19 protein-coding genes and 2 other annotated features are annotated in these 16,849 nt (G+C 54.7%); of the genes, 11 read left to right on the top strand and 8 right to left on the bottom strand.

The annotated features are described in order from the left end of the window. Positions 1 to 195: 195 nt before the first annotated feature. Positions 196 to 425, top strand: a binding site (T-box leader). 50 nt (positions 426 to 475) lie between these two features. After that, positions 476 to 700, top strand: a binding site (T-box leader). 56 nt (positions 701 to 756) lie between these two features. The 5 genes from trpD to trpA are packed head-to-tail and all read left to right on the top strand — an operon-like array spanning position 757 to position 4,991. Then, positions 757 to 1,746 carry an anthranilate phosphoribosyltransferase gene (trpD, locus tag AC13H5_RS13750; protein WP_483546034.1) on the top strand — a complete coding sequence of 330 codons (990 nt, stop codon included), beginning with the start codon at positions 757 to 759 and terminating at the stop codon, positions 1,744 to 1,746. Next, entirely contained in the window at positions 1,743 to 2,504 is a 762-nt protein-coding gene (trpC, locus tag AC13H5_RS13745) for an indole-3-glycerol phosphate synthase TrpC (protein WP_483546033.1), read from the top strand. The genes trpD and trpC overlap by 4 nt, the downstream gene beginning before the upstream one ends. After that, complete coding sequence (locus AC13H5_RS13740; protein ID WP_034779471.1) at positions 2,480 to 3,052, top strand: phosphoribosylanthranilate isomerase; 573 nt, start codon at positions 2,480 to 2,482, stop codon at positions 3,050 to 3,052. The genes trpC and AC13H5_RS13740 overlap by 25 nt, the downstream gene beginning before the upstream one ends. Next, a complete protein-coding gene (gene trpB / locus AC13H5_RS13735) occupies positions 3,034 to 4,215 on the top strand; it encodes a tryptophan synthase subunit beta (RefSeq protein WP_214753571.1) in 1,182 nt (393 codons plus the stop codon). The genes AC13H5_RS13740 and trpB overlap by 19 nt, the downstream gene beginning before the upstream one ends. Then, positions 4,215 to 4,991: a tryptophan synthase subunit alpha gene (trpA, locus tag AC13H5_RS13730; protein ID WP_214753825.1), complete on the top strand. Its 777-nt coding sequence runs from the start codon at positions 4,215 to 4,217 to the stop codon at positions 4,989 to 4,991. Before trpB ends, trpA begins: the two co-directional genes overlap by 1 nt. A gap of 26 nt (positions 4,992 to 5,017) precedes the next feature. Here trpA and AC13H5_RS13725 read toward each other — a convergent pair whose 3' ends face one another. Together AC13H5_RS13725 and AC13H5_RS13720 are read right to left on the bottom strand one after the other, a co-directional pair. Next, positions 5,018 to 5,461: an Hsp20/alpha crystallin family protein gene (locus tag AC13H5_RS13725; RefSeq protein ID WP_483546032.1), complete on the bottom strand. Its 444-nt coding sequence runs from the start codon at positions 5,459 to 5,461 to the stop codon at positions 5,018 to 5,020. A 114-nt stretch (positions 5,462 to 5,575) separates the two neighbouring features. Further along, a complete protein-coding gene (locus tag AC13H5_RS13720) occupies positions 5,576 to 7,072 on the bottom strand; it encodes a potassium/proton antiporter (protein WP_483546031.1) in 1,497 nt (498 codons plus the stop codon). A 155-nt stretch (positions 7,073 to 7,227) separates the two neighbouring features. Between AC13H5_RS13720 and AC13H5_RS13715 the strand changes: the two genes are divergently transcribed. After that, entirely contained in the window at positions 7,228 to 8,163 is a 936-nt protein-coding gene (locus AC13H5_RS13715) for an ATP-grasp domain-containing protein (protein ID WP_034779459.1), read from the top strand. A gap of 239 nt (positions 8,164 to 8,402) precedes the next feature. On the opposite strand, the gene hemQ is transcribed toward AC13H5_RS13715, so the two are convergent. Further along, positions 8,403 to 9,182 carry a hydrogen peroxide-dependent heme synthase gene (gene hemQ / locus AC13H5_RS13710; RefSeq protein ID WP_034779456.1) on the bottom strand — a complete coding sequence of 260 codons (780 nt, stop codon included), beginning with the start codon at positions 9,180 to 9,182 and terminating at the stop codon, positions 8,403 to 8,405. A 338-nt stretch (positions 9,183 to 9,520) separates the two neighbouring features. On the opposite strand from hemQ, the gene pta reads away from it, so the two are divergent. From pta to AC13H5_RS13690, 4 genes are all read left to right on the top strand, one after another. Continuing rightward, positions 9,521 to 10,510, top strand: a complete 990-nt coding sequence (gene pta, locus AC13H5_RS13705) for a phosphate acetyltransferase (RefSeq protein ID WP_034779454.1) — start codon at positions 9,521 to 9,523, stop codon at positions 10,508 to 10,510. A 77-nt stretch (positions 10,511 to 10,587) separates the two neighbouring features. After that, positions 10,588 to 11,307: a DUF2711 family protein gene (locus tag AC13H5_RS13700; protein WP_215192831.1), complete on the top strand. Its 720-nt coding sequence runs from the start codon at positions 10,588 to 10,590 to the stop codon at positions 11,305 to 11,307. A gap of 36 nt (positions 11,308 to 11,343) precedes the next feature. Beyond that, on the top strand, positions 11,344 to 11,643 hold the full coding sequence (locus AC13H5_RS13695; RefSeq protein ID WP_215189344.1) for a rhodanese-like domain-containing protein: 300 nt from the start codon (positions 11,344 to 11,346) through the stop codon (positions 11,641 to 11,643). After that, on the top strand, positions 11,640 to 11,807 hold the full coding sequence (locus AC13H5_RS13690) for a hypothetical protein (protein ID WP_200881507.1): 168 nt from the start codon (positions 11,640 to 11,642) through the stop codon (positions 11,805 to 11,807). Before AC13H5_RS13695 ends, AC13H5_RS13690 begins: the two co-directional genes overlap by 4 nt. 36 nt (positions 11,808 to 11,843) lie before the next feature. Here AC13H5_RS13690 and folE2 read toward each other — a convergent pair whose 3' ends face one another. Beyond that, positions 11,844 to 12,752 (bottom strand): GTP cyclohydrolase FolE2, encoded by a 909-nt coding sequence (gene folE2 / locus AC13H5_RS13685; protein WP_021066012.1) that lies wholly within the window; start codon positions 12,750 to 12,752, stop codon positions 11,844 to 11,846. Between the two features lie 256 nt (positions 12,753 to 13,008). Between folE2 and AC13H5_RS13680 the strand changes: the two genes are divergently transcribed. Beyond that, positions 13,009 to 13,842 (top strand): TerC family protein, encoded by an 834-nt coding sequence (locus tag AC13H5_RS13680; protein ID WP_034779447.1) that lies wholly within the window; start codon positions 13,009 to 13,011, stop codon positions 13,840 to 13,842. A 36-nt stretch (positions 13,843 to 13,878) separates the two neighbouring features. On the opposite strand, the gene AC13H5_RS13675 is transcribed toward AC13H5_RS13680, so the two are convergent. The 4 genes from AC13H5_RS13675 to AC13H5_RS13660 are packed head-to-tail and all read right to left on the bottom strand — an operon-like array spanning position 13,879 to position 16,844. Then, positions 13,879 to 14,412: a 1,2-dihydroxy-3-keto-5-methylthiopentene dioxygenase gene (locus AC13H5_RS13675; protein ID WP_021066014.1), complete on the bottom strand. Its 534-nt coding sequence runs from the start codon at positions 14,410 to 14,412 to the stop codon at positions 13,879 to 13,881. Positions 14,413 to 14,425: 13 nt separating this feature from the next. Further along, on the bottom strand, positions 14,426 to 15,043 hold the full coding sequence (locus AC13H5_RS13670) for a methylthioribulose 1-phosphate dehydratase (protein WP_215192833.1): 618 nt from the start codon (positions 15,041 to 15,043) through the stop codon (positions 14,426 to 14,428). Beyond that, the gene (locus AC13H5_RS13665) at positions 15,040 to 15,690 is read right to left on the bottom strand and encodes a 2-hydroxy-3-keto-5-methylthiopentenyl-1-phosphate phosphatase (protein WP_214753581.1); all 651 of its coding nucleotides are present in this window, start codon (positions 15,688 to 15,690) and stop codon (positions 15,040 to 15,042) included. Before AC13H5_RS13665 ends, AC13H5_RS13670 begins: the two co-directional genes overlap by 4 nt. Continuing rightward, complete coding sequence (locus AC13H5_RS13660; RefSeq protein ID WP_483546030.1) at positions 15,687 to 16,844, bottom strand: 2,3-diketo-5-methylthiopentyl-1-phosphate enolase; 1,158 nt, start codon at positions 16,842 to 16,844, stop codon at positions 15,687 to 15,689. Before AC13H5_RS13660 ends, AC13H5_RS13665 begins: the two co-directional genes overlap by 4 nt. Positions 16,845 to 16,849 lie beyond the last annotated feature (5 nt).

Here is a 16,849-nt window from a genome sequence, read left to right as displayed (position 1 = left end):
GTTGATTCTCCTTTAGTTGAGTGAAGTGTTGTTGGGGACGACTATAGCAGACAAAAAAATCGGGTGTCAACTCGCGAAATCGTAAAAAGCGGTATCGATTCGGCCGCACCTATAGAAGCAAAGTTTTTTTTGCACGCTTTTGTTTGACAGGAAGTTTCCTGCCCTGTATAGTACGAGTTAACTTAACTGAAACGAATAAAGGCGTCGACGAAGAGAAGTAACGACGGTCCCCGTATGACAGAGAGCTGATGGTTGGTGTGAATCAGTATGCGGGACGTCGCGAATGGACTTCCGAGCTCTAAACCGAAACTTTTAGTAGGCTTTAGCGGGTCACCCACCGTTACCATGGGAAAGCGGATGATTGTCCGTGAAGTGGGTTCTACGGAACCAACGAAGGTGGCACCACGGGGTTACTCGTCCTTCTCATAGCGCAAGCTATGAGTCGGGCGGGTAACCCTTTTTCGTTTCAACGCATAATAAATCAGTGATTGAGAAGAGTAGCGTGAACAAGTCTCGTCAAGAGAGCCGGGGGTGGTGGGATCCTGGCCGAGACATTTACGTGAATGGGCTCATGAGAGCATGGCTGAATCAAGTAGGTCATGACGGCTTCCCCCGTTATCGGGATACGATGTGATAGCATCGGAAAGTGGGATCAATCGATCCAACGAGAGGTGGCACCGCGGTCCATACCGTCCTCCATACGACAGACGTCGTATGGAGTTTTTTTATACCCAAAATGCTTGAGGAGGAACGGACATGTTAACACGACTATTGACGAACCCATTGACGACGAATGAAATGAAACGGGCGGCGGCCGAGTTGTTCCAAGCCGACGAAGCGCAAATCGCCGAGGTGTTACTCGCCATGAAAGCGCGCGGTGAGACGGCCGAGGAGATGGCCGGACTCGCTGACTACATCCGTGAGGCGGCAACGTTCCCCGAGACGGCGCTTCCTGTGCTCGACGTCTGTGGCACGGGCGGCGACGGGGCGAACACGTTCAATATCAGCTCGACGGTCGCGTTCGTCTTGGCGGGGCTCGATATCCCGGTCGCCAAACATGGGAATCGCAGCGTGTCGAGCCGGTCAGGCAGTGCCGACGTCCTCGAGTCATTGAATATCCCGATCGTCCAAAGTCATGAGGCGATGCTCGCCGACCTCGAGCGGACGAACTTGAGCTTCTTGTTCGCCCAACACATCCATCCGGTCATGAAACATGTCATGCCGGTCCGGAAACGACTCGCCACGGCGACCATCTTCAATCAAATCGGCCCGTTGACGAACCCGCTCAAGCCGAAGCGGCAATTGATCGGCGTGTACCATCCATCGCTCATCGAGAAGATGGCGACGGCGATGCGCCACCTCGGCGTCGAGCGCGGCATGGTCGTCCATGGGGCAGGCGGGCTGGATGAAGCGAGTCTCGCCGGCAGAAACGACGTCTTGTTCTTCAACGGCGACAAAGTGGCCCGTTACACCGTCGACCCGCGCGACGTCGGATTGATGCGAGCGCCGCTGTCGGCCTTGCAAGGCGGGACACCGGCTGAGAATGCCGAGACGCTCCTGGCCGTCTTGAACGGAGAGCAGGGACCGGCGCGCGACGTTGTCTTATTGAACGCCGCACTCGCCCTCTGTACGTACGGGACGGTCCAGACGCTTCGCGAAGGCGTCGCCGTCGCAATGGCAAGCATCGATGAAGGGCACGCCATCCGCGTACTCAAACAATTACAACGAACGGAGGTTGGCGCATGAGCTACTTGACGAAAATCATCGGAACGAAAATCGAAGAGGTCAATCAAATGGAAGACATCGAGGTGGCGAAGACGACACCGATCTCGCTACAGCGATTGATGGGGGAAGGGTTTCATGTCATCGCGGAGATTAAACGGGCTTCCCCGTCGAAAGGGTTGATTCGCGGCGAAATGGACGTCGCGAGCCGGGCCCGGACGTATGAACGGGCGGGAGCGACAATGATTTCCGTCTTGACGGACGCGACGTATTTTCAAGGTTCGTTCGACGACTTGCGCGACGTCGCGGCCGCCGTTGAAATCCCGGTCCTCTGTAAAGATTTCATCATCGACGAACGGCAACTCGACCGGGCCAAAGCGGCCGGGGCGAGTGCAGCACTGTTGATTGTCGCGGCGCTTCATCCGAGCCGGCTCCATACGTTAAAACAGTATGCGCGGTCCATCGGCCTCGACGTCCTCGTCGAAGTGCACGATGAGGCCGAGCTTCAGACGGCACTCGAACTCGGCGATGTGTTGATCGGCATCAATAATCGGAACTTGAAGACGTTCGAGGTATCGCTCGATACATCGGTCGACTTGATGACGAAGTATCCCGGTGTCGCGTTCGTCAGCGAGAGCGGTGTCAGCACAGGCGAGGCGGCCCGTCGGTTACAGACAGCCGGAGCCCGGGCGATTCTTGTCGGAGAGGCGCTCATGCGACAGGACGACCCGACAGCCTTGATCGAGGAGTTGACGTCATGTTCGTTAAAATATGTGGACTGACGACCGAGGCCAGTGTCGTCACGGCGGTAGAGGCGGGAGCGGACGCCATCGGGTTCGTGTTTGCGGATAGCCCGCGCCAAATCGATATCGCGACGGCGCAGCGGTTGCGACGGTTGATTCCAAATGAAGTTCGGGTCGTCGGCGTGTTTCTCGACCCGACAGTTGAAGAAGTCGAAGCTGCCGTCGCTTGTGGTTTGACCGACATTCAACTGCACCGTCGGACGCGTCCGCTTGAAGCGTTCCGTCAGTTCGAGCTTCCGCTCATCGAAGCGGATCACCAGTCGGAGGCTGACGTCATTTTACTCGACGCGCCGACACCGGGCAGTGGGCAGGCGCTCGATTGGGAGACGCTGGAACGTCCGGAGCGAACGTTTTGGCTCGCCGGTGGATTGACAGTCGACAATGTCGGCGCGGCGATTCGCGCCATGCGACCGGACGGCGTCGACGTCTCGAGCGGTGTGGAAACGAATGGACAGAAAGATCATGATAAAATTCGCGCGTTCATCGGACGCGCCAAGGAGGAAACACGATGTATACACAACCAGTGAACGGAAAGTTCGGCCCCTATGGAGGGAAATATATACCGGAGACGCTCATGCAAGCGGTCGAAGAGCTCGAAGTGGCGTACGAGGAAGCGAAACAAGACCCTGAGTTCCAGGAACGCTTCAACGATCTCCTCAGTGAGTATGTAGGACGGGAAACGCCACTCTATTATGCGGAGAACATGAGTCGCCGTCTTGGGACGAACGTCTATTTAAAACGAGAAGATTTGAACCATACCGGTGCCCATAAAATCAACAACACAATCGGTCAGGCACTCCTCGCCAAACGAATGGGCAAACGAAAAGTCGTCGCCGAGACAGGGGCCGGGCAGCATGGTGTCGCCACGGCGACGGTATGTGCGCTCCTCAATCTCGAATGTACGATTTTCATGGGTGAGGTCGACGTCGAACGTCAAGAATTGAACGTGTTTCGGATGGAGCTACTCGGTGCGACCGTCGTTCCCGTCAAGTCGGGGAGCCGAACGCTGAAAGATGCCGTCAACGAGGCGCTCCGTTACTGGGTCAAACACGTCGATGACACGCATTACGTGATGGGGTCGGTGCTCGGACCGCACCCGTTCCCGACGATGGTCCGCGATTTCCAAAGCGTCATCGGGACGGAGACGCGTCGCCAAGTACTCGAGAAGACAGGTCGTCTCCCTGACGCGGTCGTCGCTTGTGTCGGTGGCGGGAGCAACGCGATGGGCATGTTCTATCCGTTCTTGAATGACGAAACGGTCGCCTTATACGGTGTCGAGGCAGCAGGGAGCGGTGTCGATACGGACAAGCATGCGGCGACGCTCACGAAAGGTGAGGTCGGGGTGCTCCACGGGTCGCTCATGTACGTCTTGCAAGACGCGGCCGGACAAATCCAGGAAGCGCACTCGATCTCGGCCGGGCTCGATTATCCGGGCGTCGGACCAGAGCACAGCTTCTTAAAAGACATTGAGCGGGTTCGCTACGCGGCGGTAACGGACGCAGACGCACTCGCGGCCTGCATGACGCTCAGTCGCCAAGAAGGGATTATCCCGGCACTCGAGTCATCGCATGCGCTCGCCTATGCGGAAACGCTCGCCCAAACGATGGACGCGGATGACGTGCTCGTCATCTGTCTATCTGGTCGCGGGGATAAAGATGTTCATACGATTCGAGAAAGGGTGACACAATGATGCGATTAGATGAAGCGATTCGACAGCGGAGTGAAGGGACGGCGTTCGTCCCGTACATTATGGCCGGGGACGACGGTCTCGACAGCTTGATCCCGACGATCGAACGGTTGGAGGCGATGGGTGCGACGGCGATCGAGCTCGGTATCCCGTTTTCCGATCCGGTAGCGGACGGCCCCATCATTGAGGCGGCTGGAATGCGCGCCCTCGAACAAGGGGTGACGTTGACGGACGTGTTGGACCGTTTAATAGAAGGAACGGGTCGTTTTTCGGTCCCGATCGTCCTGATGACGTACTTGAATCCGGTGTTCCGGTTCGGGGTCGAGCGCTTCTTCGAGCGAGCGGCAGCGTCTGGGGTCAGCGGCGTCATCATTCCCGATTTGCCGTTTGAAGAGAGCCTCGATTTGTTCGCCGGCATCGATCGTCACGAGGTCGCGGTCGTACCGCTCGTCACGTTGACGAGCAGTCAGGCTCGCATCGACACGATTTTAAGCCAGGCGGAAGGATTCGTCTATGCGGTGACGCTCAAAGGGACGACCGGGAAAACGGACGTGTTCCCGGAGGAGTTACTCGACCACTTGCGTTCGTTGACGGAGCGGTCACCGGTACCGGTGCTCGCCGGATTCGGTGTCCATCGCGCCGATCAGGTTCGGACGCTCGGGGCAGCCTGTGACGGGGTCGTCGTCGGCAGTTTTATCGTCGAGGCGCTCCATGCGGGACGTGAACAAGACGTGGCCGCGTTGATTGCATCGGCGCGGACGGTCAGCGTAAAAAAATAAGGATCGTGCCTCGGCACGATCCTTATTCATTCCTCGATTTCGATGGTGCGGGTGCTCGAGCCGTCATCGGCTTTCGGTACGGTCAAGTGGAGCACGCCGTCTGACAGTTTCGCTTTGATGGCGTCTTCTTTCACGTTCGGCAGATAGAGTGAACGTTGCATCGACGTGACGCGGCGTTCCCGATAGACGTAGTCCTTGTCTTCTTCCTTCTCTTCACGTTGGTCGACCGAGAGGATGAGATAATCTTTGTCGTAGCGGATGTGAATATTATCTTTTTTGATACCTGGCATCTCGGCCTCGATGACGTATTGACCATCCTGGTCCCGGACGTCGAGTTTAAACGAGTCGAGGAACGACGTCGCCCCGTCTTTCGGGTCGAACAGATGATTCATCCGGTCAAAGACATCTCCGAACAAGTCTTTGCGCAATCGATCGAGTTCATTCTTTTGGAATGGCGTCAAATCGAACATACAAATTCCCCCTTCAAAAAAACGGACAGAGTAGAAGTGTTGTCACTTTTACTCTGTCCGTTTTTAGCTAAGGATAAACGTAATCGACGTGACAGTTCGATGAAGAAACGAGAGTCACAATTCGACGCGTTCTAACCCGTCCTCCCCGAATTTTCGGTCGAGTTGGTCATGGCGATACGTCGAGGCGAGGACGTACAACAAGTCACCGGGTTCGATTTTTGTCTGTCCCGTCGGTGGGATGAGATAGTCTTGACGGACGATCGCATTCACGACCGTGTTCGGTGGCAAGGTGATATCAGCGAGCGTCTTGCCAATCATCGAGGATTCCTCGGTCGCCACGTAAGGGACGAGCTGATGCTGCGACTGTTTGCTCGATACGAGAGCGATCGTATACGGCGAGCGGATTTTATCCGGCCCGAGCAAATTGAGTTTCGCCGCGAGCGGTGTCAACGTCGTTCCTTGAATCAAGGCGCTTGTCACGACAACGAAGAAGACGGCATTGAAGATAATCTGACTGTTGTCGATTCCGGCGATGAGCGGGAACGTGGCAAGGACGATCGGGACGGCGCCTTTCAGTCCGGCCCAAGAGATGAATAACTTCTCTTTGTTCGTAAAATCCATAGTGATCGTCGATAAATAAACGGCGATCGGCCGGGCGATGAACATGAGGATGAACGAAATCAACAAGCCTTTCCAGATGAGATCAGGGTCAAGCAACTGTCTCGGGAAGACGAGCAAGCCAAGAATGACGAACATGATGATTTGCATGATCCAGGCGAGCGCCTCGGAAAATTGAACGATCGTTACTTCGTGGGCCGTATGCGCATTTCCGACGATCATCGCGGCGAGGTAGACCGCGAGCAGACCGCTGCCCGCAAAGTAGGCAGCGACGCCGTACGTCATGAACGCCATCGAAATCATTAGGACCGCATGGAGACCACTCGACTCGAGTCGTAAGTGATTGAGCATGAGACGGGATAAGTTCCCGAGCATGTAACCGACGAACGCCCCGACGATAATCTGTAGGACGAACATCCAGAGACCGTCCCAAATCGTCGTGTCGGGTTTTAACATGAAATCGAGGGCGAGAATCGTCAAGAACATTGCCATTGGGTCATTCGTGCCGGACTCGGCTTCGAGTGTCGCGCCGACTTTCGGCGAGATATTCTTTCCTTTAAAGGCGGCGAAGACGGCAGCCGCATCGGTTGAACCGATGATCGCGCCGAACAGGAAAGATTCAATCCAGTCGAAACCAAATACGAAACGAACGGCCACGGCGATAAGTCCGGTCGTCAACAAGACGCCGATCGTGGCGAGCGAAGCGGACGGAGCAAGCACACTTCGAATCGACGACCATTTCGTTTGCAGTCCACCCTCGAACAAAATGACGACGAGTGCGGCAACACCGATCATTTGAGCGAGATTGGTGTCGTCGAAGAAAATCAGGCCGGTGATATCGCTACCCATCAGCATGCCAATGCCCATAAACAGGATCAAGGCAGGCAAGCCGAAACGAGTCGATACGCGTGTGGCTAACACGCCGGCGACAAGGAGCAGACCAAATAAAAGAATCAAAAAATCGGTACTCAAAATCGGTGCGGTCAAACACATCACTTCCTTCTTCACGTTAATAGTCGCATTGTATTATTAAGTTCATTATACCATGAAATGGTTATGAATTAAGAATCAACGCACTGTCGATTATGCAGATTGGAATAATCGGATATGGATGTGGTAAAGTAAGGACAATCAAAAGGGGGATTCACATGGCCAAAATTCACGTACTCCACGAAAACAACGAATGGACGGACCATCTCGTCCGACGACTCGAGGAATTATCACTTCCATATGAACTGTGGCATCTCGATCAAGGCATCATCGACATCGCGGCCGAGCCGCCCGAAGGCGTCTTCTATAACCGGATGAGTGCGTCGTCGCACACACGGGGGCATCGGTACGCGCCGGAGTTGACGGAAGGTGTGCTCGCTTGGCTCGAGGCGTACGGACGGACCGTCTTCAACGGCACACGCGCGATTCGGCTCGAAGTGAGCAAGGTCAATCAGTATACGGCGCTCCGCCAAGAGGGAATTCGGGTGCCGAAGACGATTGCGGCCGTCGGGAAAGCCCAAATCATCGAGGCGGCCGAGAAGCTCGGGATGACGCCATTCATCACGAAGCACAACCGGGCCGGTAAAGGGCTCGGGGTTCAGTTGTTTCATTCCGTTGATGCGTTGAAGGCATACGTGAACGGACCGACGTTCGAGGAATCGATTGACGGGATTACGCTCATCCAACAATATATCGAGGCGCCGAAACCATACATCACGCGCTGTGAGTTCATCGGTGGCAAGTTCGTTTACGCGGTGCGAGTCGATACGTCAGACGGTTTCGAACTCTGCCCGGCCGACGCCTGCTCGATTGAAGACCAGTTTTGCCCGGTCGGCGAGACGCCACCGGCGAAGTTCGAGATCGTCGCCGGTTTCGACGACCCGATTATCAAGCAGCTAGAGGCGTTTCTGAAGAACAATCACATTGCCGTTGCTGGAATTGAAATCATCGAAGACGAGGATGGAAACGTGTACGCGTATGACGTCAACACGAACACGAACTACAACTCGGACGCCGAAGCGAAAGCAGGGCAGTACGGGATGCTCGAACTCGCGACGTTCCTAGGGGACGCCTTGACGGTCACGACTAAATAAAGACAGAAGAAAGGGTCAGGCTTTTGCCTGACCCTTTCGCTGTGTATGTTGTAATTGCTGTTCAAATCGAAGTTGGACTAGTTCTGCCGTCGGTGCCATTCGTTCAATGAACGAATCTAAACGTTTCGCCGTGTCTCGATCTGATTCCTTGAACACGCGCATCGTTGTTCACCTCATTGATCATTGTAATGTTGCTTCTACAACAATGATTCCCGAGGGCGTGATGGCGTAAACCTCGTTCAGCCGAGGAATGTACCCAGTTCTTCTTTAGGAAGGATATTCCCGACGTAAAAGTCACCGAACTCGCCATATTTGGCACTGACTTCGTCAAAGCGCATCTCATAGACGATCTTCTTGAATTGGAGCGAGTCTTCAGCGAACAACGTGACGCCCCATTCCCAACCGTCGAAACCAGTCGAGCCGCCGATGAACTGTTGAATCTTACCGGCATAGCTGCGGCCGATCATGCTGTGGCGATACATGAGGTCTTTGCGCTCATCCATCGACAACGTATACCAGTTGTCCCCATCGCGACGAGCCTTGCTCATCGGGTAGAAGCAGATGTGGGCCGCTTTCGGGAGTGTCGGATAGAGGCGGGCCCGGATGTGAGGGTTCTCGTACGGGTCACCGTCTCCTGAACCACGGTACATGCCGAGTTCGATCACGGAAACGTATGAATAGCTTGGAATCATATAATCGTACAATTTCGTCTTGCGGAGGGCGAGTTCGACTTGCTCGAGCTCTTTGAACGTCGGACGAAGGACCATCAAGACGACGTCCGCCTTTTGGCCAAGGATTGAATAGAAGGCGTGGCTTCCTTCACCGCGTGTCTCGACATCTTCGAGTGAGCCGAGGAAGGCGACGAACTCGTCAATCATCTCTTGGCGGGCGGTTGGATCGACTGCTTTTAAACGAGTCCAATCGATGGATCGGAAATCATGGAGCGTATACCAACCGTCTAACGTGGCGGCTGCGTGTTGCGTATCGGTTGTCGGTGTTGGTGCTGGACGTTCTGACATTAAAAAAACTCCTTTCGAGACTAGGCTTCGCTGACTATTTTACCATACACGAATCACCGCCTGGCAAATTTGACGCCGTTGTGAGGGTAGTCACACTTCGAGCTGGGTAAAGAGGTAAAGAGCAGTTTTTATGAAAACGGCTTCACAACGGGCTGTATCAGTCGAAAACGACAAACTGTTCTATCCATATAATGATTGATTTCAAGCGATTTATGACGAAATGGGCAGAATAGTTTATTTTAAAAAACGTACTGTGTATAATAAAACTCGCATATGGACGAGAGCGTCCGAGAGAGAAAAAATCCGATTTCTTCTAATCGAAAAGGAGTTCATTCACTATGAAACTATTTGACACGTTGAAACAAAAAGTCAGCCCGATTCGCCCGACCATCGTCTTCCCAGAAGGCGTTGACGAGCGCGTCCTCGGCGCCGCTGTTCGTTTGAAGAATGACGGCATGGTCGAACCAATCGTCATCGGACCAAAAGCTGAGCTTGAAGCGGTCGCTGCGAAGCATGGCTTTGACATCTCAGGTTTGACGCAATACGACCCAGCGACGTACGAAGACATCGACACACTCGTCGAGTCGTTCGTCGAACGCCGTAAAGGTAAAGCGACACCGGAACAAGCACGTGAATTGTTGTCGTCAGACGTGAACTACTTCGGTACGATGCTCGTCCACACAGGAAAAGCAGAAGGTCTCGTCTCAGGCGCGATGCATGCGACAGCCGACACGGTTCGTCCGGCCCTTCAAATCATCAAGATGCAAACAGGCATCAAAAAGACGTCAGGCGTCTTCATCATGGTACGTGACGACGAGCAGTACGTCTTCTCGGACTGCGCGATCAACATCGCACCGGACGCGGCTGACCTCGCCGAAAACGCCTACTTGTCAGCGTTGACAGCGAAGACGTTCGGCATCGAGCCGCAAGTCGCGCTCCTCAGCTTCTCGACAAAAGGTTCAGCGAAGTCGCCAGAGACGGAGAAAGTCATCGAAGCGACACGTCTCGCCAAAGAGAAGGCACCGAACCTTCCAATCGACGGCGAACTTCAATTCGATGCGGCGTTCGTCCCGAGCGTGGCGGCGAAGAAAGCACCAGGCTCTGAAGTAGCCGGAAATGCGAACGTCTTCGTCTTCCCAAGCCTCGAAGCCGGAAACATCGGCTACAAGATGGTTCAACGTTTCGGCGGATTCGAAGCGATCGGACCGATCCTTCAAGGTCTCAACAAGCCAGTCAACGACTTGTCGCGTGGCTGTAACGAAGAGGACGTCTATAAATTGACGCTCATCACAGCGGCACAAGCGATCGACGAGCGCAACGAAGCGTAAGTCAAAAGCATCCTTCCTGAGCGGGGGATGCTTTTTTTGTGGTCCCATTGTAAACTATTGGAAAAGGGGGCGAGGAAATGGATGAAGTGGAAGGCATCATCACATTGCCGGAAGGGCATCGGTACGCCATGTTCGGTGGCGGAGATGATTATCCGATCAAAACGTATTACGAAGGGGTGTTCGAAACAGTATTCGTCGTGTTTCATCCGTTTCTAGTCCCGAAAGACGACCCGACCGCGGTTGACCGTTATGTCGAGATGGATAAAAACGAGGTCGAACAGCAATTTCGGGCCATCACATGGGCAGATATGCGTCGCCGACTTGGCTTCGATGACATCAAACGCATCGATCACGCGCTTCGGACGATGATTGGGGCGCTGAAACCGCACGCCGAAGATCAAGAAGGTGCGAATCGAATCATCGAATTTTGCGATAGCGAGAACGTAATTCCACCGGGCGAAGGGGAACTGTCTGATCTTTTAGAGAATCAGATGTTACGAGCACTTCTTGAGATGGGAGAAGAGTGGATGTGGAGCGGGGACGAGTTCTGCACGGAACGGCATCTTATCAACATTCGGGAGACGCTAACCTCCGATACGTGGGGGATGCGGCATCGGACGTTCTTTGGACATCAACATGATTGGCTCATCGTACCGCCTTGGGATAGCCATTTCACGTTGATTTGCGGCAGCCGAGCATGGGCCGAGCAGGTGGTCGAGCGGTGCGAACTCGAAGGGTTCTATTGTGATGAAAACACGACAATCAATTGGAGTTTGTTTCATCGAAAACTGAGGTAAACTAGTAAGGGACAACACTTTTAAGGGGGAACCACCATGCAAAACATCCACGCAACCGAATTACGTGAAAAACTCGAGAACGGCGAATCGCTCCACATCATCGACGTCCGCGAACAAGATGAGTACGATGCGGGTCATATCCCGAACGTACCGCTCTATCCGCTGTCTGAATTTCCTGGCGTGACGGACAAGCTCGCGAAAGACAACGTCTATCACGTCATCTGTCGCTCAGGCGGCCGCAGTGTGACAGCATGTGATTATTTGGAGTCAGCAGGCTACAAGGTCATCAACGTCGAGGGCGGCATGCTCGCTTGGGACGGTGACGTCGAAGCGTGATGCTCGACAATCCATGGGTCGTCATCCCGCTGTTGATCGCGCTCTACTTGACCGTCTACACGTTCGTCAAACGAGTCGATGGGGACAAGTGGCGGCTCGTCTGGGCGGTCTGGATCATCGTCATCGTCATGATGTTGACGATTCGACTCGTCCAAAGCCTATAGAAAAACGAGTGAAGCCCGCGTAGGCTTCACTCGTTTTTAGTTATCGCGCTTATCAAATGTGATCGAAGCGATCGCATCGTGTTGGTGAATCGACTCTTCGTTGCGGCATTCGACGAAGAAATTGACGACTTGTTTCATTTCGTACAAGTCAGCCGCGATCAAGCGGACCATGTCTTCAACGAAACGCGGGTTTTCGTACGCAATTTCTGTCGCACGTTTCTCGTCCGGACGTTTGAGGACAGGGTGAAGCGGGGCCGATGCGTTCGACTCAGCTGCCTCAAGAAGCGCGAGACGCCAGTCGAAACCGTCGAGCGATGCTTCATCGAGACCGGCTTCGATCGTGATGTAGCCGCGTTGGTTGTGGGCACTGTATTCACTGATTTCTTTCGAGCATGGGCAGAGCGTCGTCACGTTGATGACGAGACCGACCGTCACGCTCGCCATACCTGTCTCTAAGTTATACGTCACGTTGTGCATGACGTCCGCGTTCATAAGACCGCTGAGACCTGTCGCCGGGGCTTTGCGGCTAAAGAACCATGGGTAACGGACCGTCAATTGACCTTCCGTCTGTTCCATGCGCTCGGCGAGTTCTTGCGCGAACTCGATGAGCGAGCGGTTCGATAACGTCCAGCCTTGCGTATGGTACGCGTCGAGCTGTTCTGTGAGACGCGACATGTTGATGCCTTTACGGTCTTGGACGAGCGATGTCGTCAACTCGAATGTGGCGACCGTCGCTTGGATGCCGTCTGGCGTCTCGATGTTGACCGGGTGTTTGACGTTTGAGATGCCGACGCTGTCGAGCGCGAACAAGAAGTTTTTTGGTGTGTTTTGTAGATCGACCATTTTATCTTTTTCAGTTGGCTTCGTGCCTTTGATCGGCGGGACCGAACCGAATAATTTATGTCGTTCTGCTTTAGTAGGTAAAGCGACATGGCTTGTAGACATAATCGGATTCTCCTTTTTTGAGAGGGCAAATGACTGCCACTCGTTCTTGTTAGGATTTTATCACGAAATGTACATCGACCGGGTACCATTTTGCTCTTTGAACATGCTTTGAACGTGCTCACAAATGAAAAAACTTCAGCAATTGAAGAAAAGAAGATTGATTTCAATCTAAATGGGGAATAAAATGTTCCTGTGAACTTAAAATATAGATCACTGTTAAATATGAAGGAACACAACAGAAAAAGGGGATGTTTTAATGGATTGGCAGTTAATCCTGCAGTACGCCTGGATCATCGTCGTACTCGTCGGTCTTGAAGGGCTGCTTTCTGCAGACAACGCGCTCGTCTTGGCGGTCATGGTCAAGCACTTGCCACGGACAGAGCAGAAGAAGGCACTATTTTACGGATTACTCGGAGCGTTCGTTTTCCGCTTCATCGCTTTGTTCTTGATCTCGTTCTTGATCAACGTCTGGCAAGTCCAGGCGCTCGGTGCGCTTTATTTGATCGGGATGAGTGCGCGGCATCTGTATATGACCTATAAGGCCCGTAAGATGGATCCGAAACAAGACCTCGCCGCTGAGGCGAAAGAAGAGACGGCCATCACGGAGAAGCCGGTCACGAAGAAAGAGTTCTGGTGGACGGTTGCTAAAGTCGAGTTCGCCGATATCGCCTTCGCGGTCGATTCGATTCTCGCAGCAGTCGCGCTCGCGGTCAGCTTGCCGCCACTCGGGCTCGGTGAGATCGGCGGCATCGACTCTGGTCAGTTCTTCGTCGTCTTGACAGGTGGACTCATCGGGGTCATCTTGATGCGTTTCGCCGCACGTATTTTCGTCAAGTTGTTGCATCAACGCCCATCACTCGAAACAGCTGCTTTCATCATCGTCGGCTGGGTCGGCGTGAAGTTGACGGTGCTCGTCCTCGAACACCCTGGCTTCAAGAAATTGATTGCCGGCACACCGTTCGAATTCATGGGTCTTCCGGACGGATTCGTCCACTCGACGGCGTGGACCGTGTTCTTCTGGTCGGTCATGGTCGGGATTGCGGCATGGGGTTGGTTCTCTTCAAAACCGACAGCCGCTGCCAAACATTAAAAAATGGTCTCTCGCCTTTGGGCGAGAGACCATTTTTCATGCTGTCACGTCTTGTTTCTCGTAAATCGGCACCCATCCCTCGGTCGTCACAAAGATGCGGACGGCGACGACTTTGCGGTCGTCTTGGAGCGTGAAGTAGTGGCGTGTGTTCACCGGCACCGAGATGAGGTCACCCGGGTTAAGCTCGATGTTGAAGTAGCCGCGCTCGGCGTCATCGATGGCGAAGATGCCATGGCCACTGACGATGAAGCGGACCTCGTCATCTGTGTGATGATGTTCCTTTTGGAAGTTGACGAGCAGTTCGTCCAAGTTCGGCGTCGCATCCGACAACGAGATGACGTCTGCCGTCTCATAGCCACGGCGCTCCGACACGTCACGAATCTCGTCACGGAACGTCGACAAGATCGCTTGTTTGTCCTCGTCCGTCAACTGATAGTTCTCTTGCAGGTTTTCCGGGAGCTTTGTGATATCCCACTGCTCATATAAAATCCCGCGTGACTCTAAAAAGGCACTCACTTCAGTTTGATCGACGTAACGTTCTTCGGTTTGTTGGAAATAGACAGTTGCCATGGTTGGTTCCTCCTTATGAATGGACGCCTAGGGCGCGTAGTTTTAACGTATAGCTGAACAAGAACTCGTAAGCCTCTAAATAACGTTTGGCCGCGGCCGGGGTCTCGCCCCAGACGGTGATGCCGTGATTGCGGATGAGGACGGCGCCGGCGTTTGCCCGGATATGAGGGGCGAAGGCGGCTGCGAGCGTCGGGATGTCCGCATGGTTCTCGATAATCGGTACGCGGACGACCGCATCCTCGTCCCAGAAGCCGAGCGCCTTGATGATCTCTTGGCCGGTGAAGACGACTTCGCCGGTGGCGGCATGGAGCTCGGAGATGACATTATTGTCGACCGTATGGACGTGGAGCGAACACGTCGCGTCCGTCCGATTGAACACTTCGACGTGAAGCAGCGTCTCGGCGGATGGACGACCGTTCTGTTTGCCAATCAAGCGTCCGGCCGCATCGACGTGAACAAAGTCGTCCGGTGTTCGTTTTCGTTTATCGCGTCCGCTCGCCGTGACGAGAAATTCGAGCGGGTCATCGGAAACGCGAATCGCCAAATTCCCACTCGTTCCGGGGAACCAGTCGCGGGCGGCGAGTTCGTCTTTAATGTCGGCCAGTTCGAGCCAACGTGCGGCAAGGCTCATACGGCAACCTCCTTCAAGTGATGGGTGATGTCGTCAAACGTCTCGAACGGGGCGTAACGGATGCCTGCGTCTTCGCAGAGCGTGATGAGTTGACCTCGGGCGTAGACGAAGTCGGCACGCTTCGCGACCTCGAAGTCGGTCACCGAGTCGCCGATGACGATCAAGCGATCGGCGGGATTGACAAGGCGGCGAGCGAGCGTCGGCTTGCAACAGCCGCAATCGTTCGTACATTGTTCATCGCAAGCGTGCGGCCAAGCGACGGTGACCGTCTCAGCGGAGAAGTCGGCGACGTTGCAGTAGATATGCTCGGGGGCGACATGCCCGTCCAAGACCGGTTGCACGAAGAAGTCCATCCCGCCGCTGACGACGTCAAACTTCCAGCCATGGACCCGAACTTCTTCTAAAAATGCCGGGAACCCTTGGCGGAGCGTGATGCGCTCCAACAAATAATCACGGTAAGCCGGGGCGGCCTCGCTCGGCAACAGTCGAAACATTTGACCGACCCCGGATCGGATGGAAATCCGTTGCTCGAGGACCGCGTCTTTCAACTCGACCCAAGCCGGCGGGGCGAACGCCTTCATCAACGCGATGATATTGTCTTCCGCCGTAATCGTCCCGTCAAAGTCGCAGAGGATATGGGCCGTCATCGTGACGCCCACGCCTTCAACGCGGTATCGAGCTCGTCCGTCTGCCCTTCGGTTTGACCGAGTACGTGAGCGATGGCTTGTCGGAACGCACGAGCCCCGGCGGCTGCACCGTCCGGATGACCGTGAATGCCACCGCCGGCGTTGATGACGACATCCGTCCCGAAGTCCCGAATGATATCGGCGACGAGTCCCGGATGAATCCCCGCGGACGGGACCGGCAAAATCGGCTTCGACCAATGTGGTTCGGCACTCTGGTCACGAATCACGAACGTCTCGTCGCGCGGTGTCGCAAGTGAGCCGTACGGTGACGGGAAGAGCGTCAAATCGGCCCCGGCGAGGCGAGGGAGTTTACCGAGCAAAAGCGAATGACTGATTGATCCGGTCAAGGCGCCGGCAAAGGCCGGATGTGCCAAGATCGGGACGTGGATATCCGGATCGTTCGCGAGTTCGCGCAGTGCGTCGAGACCGTACGTATAGACGTTGAACAGGAGCGCCGTCGCACCGGCCTCGATGAGACGGAGCGCCTGGTCACGCAGACCGAACACGGGGCCGCTCAGCGTGATGGCGTACAGGACGCGTTTCCCGGTCGCCTCGAAGTGGGCTTGAATGACGTCCGCTCCGATCCGGGCCCGTTCAAGCGACGGGGTGAGCGGGTTGTCGTATAAAATCTCGTCGTCTTTGACGATATCGATGCCACCGGCGAACTGATCGCGGAGTTGCTGCTCGAGAAACGCGAGGTCACGGCCGATGACGCCTTTGAAGATGCTCATGACGAGCGGGCGATCCTGAACGCCGAGCAACTCACGAATCCCGTCGACACCGAACTTGGCGCCTTTGAAATCAGAGGCGAGCGTCTCCGGCAACGTCAAATCGATTAATCGGACCGAATCATCGAGGGACAGTTTCCCGAACGTCGTCGTCAAGATGGATGAAAAGTCAGGGCTGACATTATGTAACGGATAGCGGATCGTGAAGCGGCTCGTCGTGTCCGTATGTGTGGTTGATACGACCTCACCTCGGAACGCCTGTAACTGCTCTTGCTCTAAGTGAGGCAAGTCCGTCCATGTGCCGACGGTCAACTCGAGGGCGATCTTGTTGGCGACGGTCGCGACCGCGTCCGTCCGTTTGATTTCATATGTGGCAGTGATACTCATATGGT

Source organism: Exiguobacterium sp. FD-YE-25-4 (genome assembly GCF_057004685.1).
Note: the sequence above shows the minus strand (reverse complement) of the source record. Positions and strands in the feature narration are given on the sequence as shown.

Bases quoted from the DNA above. Each gene is read 5' to 3' on its own strand.
- trpD (WP_483546034.1), top strand. From the start codon at position 757: ATGTTAACACGACTATTGACGAACCCATTGACGACGAATGAAATGAAA.
- trpC (WP_483546033.1), top strand. From the start codon at position 1,743: ATGAGCTACTTGACGAAAATCATCGGAACGAAAATCGAAGAGGTCAAT.
- AC13H5_RS13740 (WP_034779471.1), top strand. From the start codon at position 2,480: ATGTTCGTTAAAATATGTGGACTGACGACCGAGGCCAGTGTCGTCACG.
- trpB (WP_214753571.1), top strand. From the start codon at position 3,034: ATGTATACACAACCAGTGAACGGAAAGTTCGGCCCCTATGGAGGGAAA.
- trpA (WP_214753825.1), top strand. From the start codon at position 4,215: ATGCGATTAGATGAAGCGATTCGACAGCGGAGTGAAGGGACGGCGTTC.
- AC13H5_RS13725 (WP_483546032.1), bottom strand. From the start codon at position 5,461: ATGTTCGATTTGACGCCATTCCAAAAGAATGAACTCGATCGATTGCGC.
- AC13H5_RS13720 (WP_483546031.1), bottom strand. From the start codon at position 7,072: ATGTGTTTGACCGCACCGATTTTGAGTACCGATTTTTTGATTCTTTTA.
- AC13H5_RS13715 (WP_034779459.1), top strand. From the start codon at position 7,228: ATGGCCAAAATTCACGTACTCCACGAAAACAACGAATGGACGGACCAT.
- hemQ (WP_034779456.1), bottom strand. From the start codon at position 9,182: ATGTCAGAACGTCCAGCACCAACACCGACAACCGATACGCAACACGCA.
- pta (WP_034779454.1), top strand. From the start codon at position 9,521: ATGAAACTATTTGACACGTTGAAACAAAAAGTCAGCCCGATTCGCCCG.
- AC13H5_RS13700 (WP_215192831.1), top strand. From the start codon at position 10,588: ATGGATGAAGTGGAAGGCATCATCACATTGCCGGAAGGGCATCGGTAC.
- AC13H5_RS13695 (WP_215189344.1), top strand. From the start codon at position 11,344: ATGCAAAACATCCACGCAACCGAATTACGTGAAAAACTCGAGAACGGC.
- folE2 (WP_021066012.1), bottom strand. From the start codon at position 12,752: ATGTCTACAAGCCATGTCGCTTTACCTACTAAAGCAGAACGACATAAA.
- AC13H5_RS13680 (WP_034779447.1), top strand. From the start codon at position 13,009: ATGGATTGGCAGTTAATCCTGCAGTACGCCTGGATCATCGTCGTACTC.
- AC13H5_RS13675 (WP_021066014.1), bottom strand. From the start codon at position 14,412: ATGGCAACTGTCTATTTCCAACAAACCGAAGAACGTTACGTCGATCAA.
- AC13H5_RS13670 (WP_215192833.1), bottom strand. From the start codon at position 15,043: ATGAGCCTTGCCGCACGTTGGCTCGAACTGGCCGACATTAAAGACGAA.
- AC13H5_RS13665 (WP_214753581.1), bottom strand. From the start codon at position 15,690: ATGACGGCCCATATCCTCTGCGACTTTGACGGGACGATTACGGCGGAA.
- AC13H5_RS13660 (WP_483546030.1), bottom strand. From the start codon at position 16,844: ATGAGTATCACTGCCACATATGAAATCAAACGGACGGACGCGGTCGCG.